Annotated in this window: 7 protein-coding genes; 4 read left to right on the forward strand and 3 right to left on the reverse strand. The window is 58.0% G+C overall.

The features are described from left to right. The 4 genes from F8I07_RS02790 to F8I07_RS02805 form a co-directional block, all read left to right on the forward strand. On the forward strand, window positions 1-225 hold a 225-nt coding region (locus F8I07_RS02790), incomplete at its 5' end, for a nitroreductase family protein (RefSeq protein ID WP_292655470.1). Between the two features lie 36 nt (window positions 226-261). After that, a complete protein-coding gene (locus F8I07_RS02795; protein WP_292655472.1) occupies window positions 262-1,038 on the forward strand; it encodes a (Fe-S)-binding protein in 777 nt (258 codons plus the stop codon). Then, window positions 1,031-2,389: an LUD domain-containing protein gene (locus F8I07_RS02800; RefSeq protein WP_292655474.1), complete on the forward strand. Its 1,359-nt coding sequence runs from the start codon at window positions 1,031-1,033 to the stop codon at window positions 2,387-2,389. Before F8I07_RS02795 ends, F8I07_RS02800 begins: the two co-directional genes overlap by 8 nt. Further along, window positions 2,386-2,946: an LUD domain-containing protein gene (locus F8I07_RS02805; protein WP_292655475.1), complete on the forward strand. Its 561-nt coding sequence runs from the start codon at window positions 2,386-2,388 to the stop codon at window positions 2,944-2,946. Before F8I07_RS02800 ends, F8I07_RS02805 begins: the two co-directional genes overlap by 4 nt. Window positions 2,947-2,966: 20 nt before the next feature. On the opposite strand, the gene F8I07_RS02810 is transcribed toward F8I07_RS02805, so the two are convergent. The 3 genes from F8I07_RS02810 to F8I07_RS02820 form a co-directional block, all read right to left on the reverse strand. Further along, window positions 2,967-4,664, reverse strand: a complete 1,698-nt coding sequence (locus F8I07_RS02810; protein WP_292655476.1) for a L,D-transpeptidase family protein — start codon at window positions 4,662-4,664, stop codon at window positions 2,967-2,969. Window positions 4,665-4,738: 74 nt separating this feature from the next. Beyond that, on the reverse strand, window positions 4,739-4,981 hold the full coding sequence (locus F8I07_RS02815) for a FeoA family protein (protein ID WP_292655479.1): 243 nt from the start codon (window positions 4,979-4,981) through the stop codon (window positions 4,739-4,741). A 12-nt stretch (window positions 4,982-4,993) separates the two neighbouring features. Then, on the reverse strand, window positions 4,994-5,647 hold a 654-nt coding region (locus F8I07_RS02820; RefSeq protein WP_292655482.1), incomplete at its 5' end, for a nucleoside recognition domain-containing protein.

Raw genomic sequence — 5,647 nt, forward strand, 5'->3', positions numbered from 1 at the left:
GCCAAACAGTGCTATATCGCCGCCGACCATATGATGATCTATGCCTCACTTATCGGCATCGATAGCTGCCCCATCGAAGGTTTCGAACCCGAAAAGGTCGATTCGATCCTTGGCCTGAATCGAAAAAAGGAGCGCACGACACTGCTTCTGCCCCTGGGATACCGTCTCCAAGATCCGCCGAAGAAAAAACGGCGTCCCTTCGACGAAGTGGTGAGCTTTTTGTAACGGATTGCTATACTTTCCAAAAAGCGAGGAGAGAAGATGCACCATCCCGGGAGGAGGAAGAGGGTAGGGCTTTTCGTCCCCTGCTATATCGACGACTTCTATCCCAAGGTGGCGTTGAGCACCCTGGAGTTGCTAGAAGCCCACGGCTTTGAGGTGGTGTATCCCGAAGGACAACGCTGCTGCGGCCAGCCTTTTCTCAACAACGGGTTGCGAAAAGAGGGCGCCCGTTTCGCCCGCCACTTCGTCGCAACTTTCGAAGACTATGATTATGTAGTGGCTCCCGCCGGCAGCTGCATCGCCACGGTGCGCCATCGCTACGAAGGGCTCGTCGAGGCCGATCGCCTGGCAGCTTTGACCCCCAGACTCTTCGAACTTTGCGAGTTTCTCCATGATGTTGTGGGAGTCGAAAAGCTTCAACTGAAGCACCCCTTCCCTCATCGCGTCGGTCTGCACAACAGCTGCCACGCCCTACGGGAACTACGGCTGGGAGCTCCCAGCGAGCTCACTATCCCCCATTTCTCCAAGATCAAAGCGGTCCTCTCCCGGGTCGAGGGGATCACCATCGTCGATCCCGCCCGGGATGAATGCTGCGGCTTCGGCGGGACCTTTAGCGTGCAGGAGTGGGCGGTCTCGGCCATGATGGGCAGAGACCGCATCGCCGACCATCGGCAACAGGGGGTCGAGATCATGACGGGGGTGGATCGCTCTTGCCTGATGCACATGGAGGGATTGGCGAGGCGGGACGGAACGCCGATGCGTTTCCTCCACGTCGCCGAGATCCTGGCAGGCCGCACGGAGCTTAGCGATGATTGATCATGCCCGAAACGCCGCGGCGTTCCTCCAAAATCCCGAAAGAGCCCGCTGGCACGACCAAGCCCTCTGGCACGTCCGGCAGAAACGGGATCTCGCCGTCAAAGCGCTTCCGGAGTGGGAAGAGCTTCGCCAAGCCGCCGAAACGATCAAAACCCACACCTTAGAACATCTGGGCTACTATCTGGAGCGTTTCGAAGCCCGGGCCCAAGCCAACAGCCTCGAAGTCTACTGGGCCGAGGACGCCCGGGAGCTGCGGCAGATCGTGGCGAAACTTTTGCAAGAGCACGGGGCGAGACGGGTGGTCAAGAGCAAATCGATGCTCACCGAGGAGTGCGGCCTCAACCCCTACCTGGAATCCTTCGGCATCGAAGTGACCGATACCGACCTGGGAGAGCGCATCGTCCAGCTAGCCGGAGATCGTCCCAGCCATATCGTCCTGCCGGCGATCCATCTGAAAAAAGAGCAGGTCGCCGAGATCTTCGCCCGGGAGTTGGGAACCGATCCGGCGGAGAGCGACCCCTTTCGCCTCACCCGCGCGGCCCGAAGCCATCTGCGGCAGAAATTCCTCGAGGCCGATGCGGCCATCACGGGGGTCAACTTCGCCCTGGCCGAGGAGGGGGGTATCGTCATCTGCACCAACGAAGGCAACGCCGACCTGGGGACGGCCCTCCCCGATCTGCACATCGCCTGCATGGGGTTGGAGAAGGTAATCCCCTCGGCCCGGGAGTTGGGCATCTTCACCCGGGTGCTGGCCCGCAGCGCCACCGGGCAGGCGATCACCGCCTACACCTCCCACTTTCTGCGCCCCAAACCGGGCGGACGGCTCTGCGTCGTCATGGTGGACAACGGCCGCAGCCGTCTGCTGGCAGAGGGGCAGGAGAAGCTCCTCTCCTGTATCCGCTGCGGCGCCTGCATGAACACCTGTCCCGTCTACCGTCGCAGCGGCGGACACAGCTACGGTACCGTGGTACCGGGCCCTATCGGCTCGGCCCTGGCGGGAGCCCGCGATTGCCGCGAATACGCCTCGCTTCCCTTCGCCTGCACCCTCTGCGGCTCCTGCGATCTGGTCTGTCCGGTCCGCATCGATCTGCACCGTCAGCTCTATCGGGAGCGGGAGCGTTGCATCCGGGTCCCCGAATACCGAGGCAAACGCCGGGGTCTCAAGGCCGCTGCGCTTTTCCTGCGCTATCCTGGATTGCGGCGAACCCTCATGGGGATCCTGGGATCGCTCCTGCCGAGACTTCCCCGTTCCTGGGTCTACAACCGTTTCAACCTCTGGGGGCGGGAACATGAGATGCCCCGTCCCGCCCGGAGATCCTTCAGCCGACTCTACAGGGAGCACAAACAATGACTGCCAGAGAGAAGATCCTGCAACGCCTTTCCGATCGCAGAAGGTCCCCCGCCGTCAGACCGAGACTCCCGCACCCGCTCCGGCAGAATGATGACCTCATCTCCTCCTTCGCCGAAGCACTCATAGCAGCCGGAGGGCAGCCCAAACTCCTAAACGATCCCGCGGAGCTCGAGTCGATGCTTGCCCGGAACTTCCCCGAAGCGAAAGAGATCTTCGATACCCGGCAGGCTCCCTCTCCCGGAACGGAAGTTGACCGCAAGCATTCTTGGGATCTGGCGATTCTCGAAGGGAAACTGGGGGTAGCGGAGAACGGAGCGGTCTGGGTGGAGTGGAATGAAGACTATCCCCGCTCCGTGCTGACTCTGGCGGAGAATCTGGCCCTGATTCTACCAAGGGAAGCGCTGGTGGCTACGATGCAGGAAGCCTACGAAGCCCTCGACCTCTCCAAGATCGCCTACGGCCTCTTCCTCGCCGGCCCTTCCAAAACCGCCGATATCGAACAGGCCCTGGTGATCGGGGCCCATGGCGCTGTCACGCTAAAGGTTTTTCTTGTCTGAGTTATCGGAATTTGTCTTCGTTATTCTGAAGACTGTTTCGTTTTGTTTTTGGGGTTGTAGGCGTAGTGTGCCATCTGGAACCGATCGTAGCCGTAGATATCCTTGCGGAAATTGAGGTTGCCGTAGTCATCTACAAAGGCGGTGAGATAGACGATATCCACCGGAATTTCGTGCTGAAGCGAGATGGTCTGTTTGATCCGGGTCCCCAACTGCTCCATAATCTCTTCGACGTCGATGTTGTCATTGTAGAGAGCCAGAACCTTGAGCAGTTCTCTAGGTTTCTGAATCCGCATACAGCCGTGACTGAAGGCCCGGGTACTTCGGAAAAAGAGCCGCTTGCCGGGAGTGTCGTGGATGTAGACCGAGTATTTGTTGGGGAAGAGGAATTTGATCTTGCCCAGGGCGTTGGAGGTACCGGGAACCTGCATAAAGCGATAGGGAATCGTCTTGTTGTTCCCTACATACTGGGACCAATTAACCGTTCCGGGATCGATGCGGTGAGAATTCTCATCCCAGTCGGCCCGAAGCACTTTACCGCGGCGTTCGTAATAGTAGGGATCTTTGACAAGATGTTTGAGCATCTCGGATCGAACGATACTCTCGGGGATCTTCCAATAAGGGTTGACCACGATATATTTCATCGTATTGTGAAAAACCGGGGTGGGGTGGTTGGGTTTGCCGGTAATCACCCGCATGGTATCCACCAGATGGTGCCCTTCGTAGAAGTAGAGGCGAAAAGCCGGAATATTGAGTTCGATCCGCACCGGGGCCTCCTGGCGCCAGATCCATTTGATCCGATCCAGGTTGAGCCGCATCATGGCGATATTCTTCTCTACCGGGACATTGAACCAACGCCGGGTCTGGCGGTCAATGACCGGCGTCCCGGGAAGGCCGTGGCGCAGCTTGAAGCGTCTGACCGCTTTCTGCAGTGTTTCGTCATAGAGCGGAGAATCATTCGCGCTTCCGGCAGGCAGATCGCCGACCATCATCAGATGACGGCGGATCAGGGGAATGGCGGGATGACTCTGTCCCGGTTTGATCACCTTGAAAGGAGGGAGAGGCTTCCAGCCCCCCTCTTTGGCGATGTCGAGATAGCGTACCAATGCCCTTTTGAGCTTGGCATATTTGAAGCGTTTGGGCTCGGCCTTTTTGAAAGCACTCTTGAGATCACCGCTGATCGTCGCCTCGACCAGCAAAGAGGCCGGCGTCATTTTGGGGCGATAGTGTTCCCAGCCCACTTTGATCTTGTACTGCTTGGTGAGCTCTGCCAGCTTGGCATCGAAAGCTTTCCAGTCGATCCCTCCGTAAAGGAGGTAGTGCATATAATTGACATAGAGGCGGCTGAGAGCCAGCTCCATCTCGATTTTGCGCTTAAGATCGGCAGAGGAGGCGTAGAGCTCGTTGAGCTGCTTCCGCAGTTTGGCGGCCTCTTCATTGAGCCCCAAAACCGGAGGGATCGTCTGATCATGTTCGATCCGATCCAGCAGTGTTTTGGCAAAGGGAGTCGGTGCTTTGCGCCCGATCCAGACCGGGGTGTAGAAGAGTTCGTGGTAGAGCCGATCCACCCCGGGATACCCCTTGACCCGTTTCTGCAGAGCCGAAGTGGCCCGGTCGACAAAGGCACTTTCGGCACTGCTCTGGCCGAAATCCAGCGGACCGGCAGGCGAGAAGAGTGTAGTCGATAGCAAAAGGATGAGTAGGCTTGTCAGTTTTTTCATAGGAGTCTAACCGTTTCGGGAAATTTTGATGACAATAGTATACACTAAGGAGAAAAGAAACGGTGTGTAGCCACTCATGAATTGGCGCCGGGGGCTTCTTTCTCTACTTCGATCTTCTCCGCCTCCTCTTTGCGCAGGGCGATCAGGGTTCCGTCCACATCGATTTCCATGGTCTGTCGGGCCAGGGAACACCCCTTGACCTCCAGCTCCTCTCCGGGGATGATGCCGAAGGAGTGGAGCCGGTTGCGAAGCTCCGGATCAGCCTGGATCCGGAGAATCGTTCCACGATCCCCCTTTTTCAATTCTGTCAGTTGCATCTTTCCCGCTCCTTAGACCAATAGTTTGACGACATTATACGTCAGGAAGCTAAAGACCCAGGCGACGCCCGTGGTCCCGACAAAGAGATAAGCCAGATAGACCCAGCTGCCGGTCTCCTGCTTGAAAACGGCCATCGCGGCGAAACAGGGGATATAGAGCATCACAAAGACGATAAAAGCCAACGCGACGGGCAGCGTAATATGCTTACGCAGCTGCTCCTGGAGCGAATGGGCTGTCTCATCCACACTGTCCCCCAGAGAGTAGAGAACCCCCAGGGTCGAGACCACCACCTCTTTCGCCGCCAATCCCGCTTCCAGAGCGACGCTCAGCTTCCAGTCGAAGCCCAGAGGGGCAAAGAAGGGCTGGGTCGCCTTGCCCACCTGACCCAGATAACTCTGGGCCAGAAGCTCCTCCTGAAGCTTGCCCTGGAATTTAGCCTTTTCCTGAGGAGTTGCCGCCTGAGCGATCTTGGCTTCGAAGCGCTTTTCAAGCTCGGGATTTTTCGGGTAGTTGCTTGCGAACCAGACCAGGACCGAAGCGAAAAGGATAAAGGTCCCCGCCTTGCGCAGATAGTCCATCGACTGCCCGGCCACGATATGATAGATCAGCTTGAGAGAGGGCAGGCGGTATTTGGGCATCTCCATGACAAAGGGGTCATCTTCCCC

Origin of the sequence: Nitratifractor sp., assembly GCF_015487065.1 — a bacterium.
Classification (GTDB): Bacteria; Campylobacterota; Campylobacteria; order Campylobacterales; family Sulfurovaceae; genus Nitratifractor.